Source organism: Mycobacterium sp. 1165178.9, from assembly GCF_001673555.1.
Lineage (GTDB): Bacteria > Actinomycetota > Actinomycetes > Mycobacteriales > Mycobacteriaceae > Mycobacterium.
Genome location: NZ_LZMB01000265.1, coordinates 1 through 1,892, shown reverse-complemented (window position 1 = coordinate 1,892; position 1,892 = coordinate 1). Strand labels below are relative to the sequence as shown.

Genomic DNA, 1,892 nt, shown 5'->3' with positions numbered 1-1,892 from the left:
GTGGGTGAACAGAATTCGCTCGGTGCCTGTCTTAGAGCCGACCTCCACGCCCCAGGAAACCTTGCGTCCATAGCGATCCTGCGCTTCGTCGGCGATACGCATTCGCTCCGACCGGGTGTCCTCGCGGAATCGTGAAGCTCGCCCGGCCGCGCGGGCCTCGCTCGCTTCGCTTTCAGTGCTCGCCGGATCCGGGAGCTTCCCGATGACGGTGATTTCTTCGCGGTCCACGGTCACCGTGGGGTCGCCGTCGAACCAACTATCCGGAAGACGTCCGGCGAACCATTCCGCGGCGTCACCGGCGTCGGGTTGCTGGGCTTGCTGCCAGCCGCCGGGGCGGCCGTAGCGCCTTTGTGTGTGATGAGCCTTCATGATTACATGATTACACCGTTACAAACCTAAGGGAACAGCGTTTCACCGGCAGCGAAACAAAGGCCCGGAGAAGGAGCCGCCTCGGGCGGTCCGGCTCGCGGTCAGAGGCCGTTTCCGAGGACACAAGCCAACCGGGCAAACCCGTTGATCTGGGCTGTTCGACGGCGTAGTTTAGGTGGCGAAGCAGGCCCGGAAGCGACCAATTCGAAGTGCCGGAACACGGGGTAGGAATCCGGCCGCGTAGGACACGCGTAAGACGGAGTCAGACGCCCCCTAGAGTCGCGCCGGGCCTGCCCATGTGCCCGACACCCTTCGCAGGCCGGACAGCGTGCCCGTCAGCCGCTGTCGCCCCGCCGGATCCGGAAGAGTTTCACCTCGTTCTTGATGCCCTTGAGGTGACGGGCGCCGGCGAACGACGCGGAGAACTCGCCGCTGTCGCCGATGTCGTCCCAGACCGAATCCGCGACCAGGACGGTGCCCGGGCGCGCCACGTTAGTGACGCGGCTTGCCACGTTGACCGGGCTGCCGAACCAATCGCCGGCCCGGCTCACCGCCATGCCGGAGGCCAATCCCGCTCGCAATCGGGGAAAGTCGTTGTCGGTGTCGACGGCGTCGACGAGTTTCACGATGACGTCGAGCAACGGCAGCGGATCGGGGCAGACAAACATCACCGCATCGCCGATGGTCTTGATGAATCGCACCGGCGGCACGGTCATGTCCCGGGCGAGGATCGCCAGCCGGTTGGCGAGGTGCCCAAGCTCTTCGGGCGACACCGCCTCGCCGATCTTCGTGAAGCCGACCAGATCGGCGAAGGCGACAGTGATCTGGCGCGCCCCGGGAAGTGGCTTTCCGGCCGCGCGCTCCGCGGCATTGACCGCCTCGGTCTCCATCATGTGCCGCAGCTGCATGAACAACATGTGCTCGATCATCGGGCCCAGCATGGGTGCGATCTCGGTGACCAAAGCCTTTGACGCCTTGGCGATTTCGAGCTCGCTGGCCCCAGGGCGCATGATCGCCGAAAGCGCCGTGTACCGCATGACTTCGGCCGCCCGCGACAGGCCCTCGGCCAGCACCCGGACCACCAGAACCAACTGTTCGGGATCCAGTCCCAGCTCGATGAACCGCTGGGTGAAGGCGGCGGCTTCACCGTCGGCGCGCATGTGCACCACCGCGTCGGGGTCGTCCACGCGGACCAGGCCGATCGCACGCTGCACGCGTTGCAACAGCCCCAGGTCGATGCCATGGGACTCGCTGATCTCGCGGGTGGACACGTAGGTGCCGTCGTCGCCGATGAGGTGGCGCGTGGCCAGCAGCAGGGGCGGATTGGTCGTCCGGATCTCCTCGGCAGTCACGCCTTGCTCGAACAGCCATTTCACGAGTTCGGCCCGTTCGGTGCGTGCGCTTCCCTCGAGTCCCTCGAGCAGATCGTCGGTGTTGTCGTCGGCCCCGTCCTGCACGTCGCCAACGTACAACGCGGACGAGCCATGATGTGAGGTGATGAACACACCACTGCTGCGGGGATT

General features: G+C 65.7%; 1 protein-coding gene and 1 pseudogene. Both read right to left on the bottom strand.

The window, feature by feature from the left end:
• A pseudogene (locus A5652_RS11800) lies at positions 1 to 369 on the bottom strand (hypothetical protein); the annotation flags it as partial.
• Between the two features lie 335 nt (positions 370 to 704).
• Positions 705 to 1,826 carry an adenylate/guanylate cyclase domain-containing protein gene (locus A5652_RS11795; protein WP_197513926.1) on the bottom strand — a complete coding sequence of 374 codons (1,122 nt, stop codon included), beginning with the start codon at positions 1,824 to 1,826 and terminating at the stop codon, positions 705 to 707.
• Positions 1,827 to 1,892: the final 66 nt, after the last annotated feature.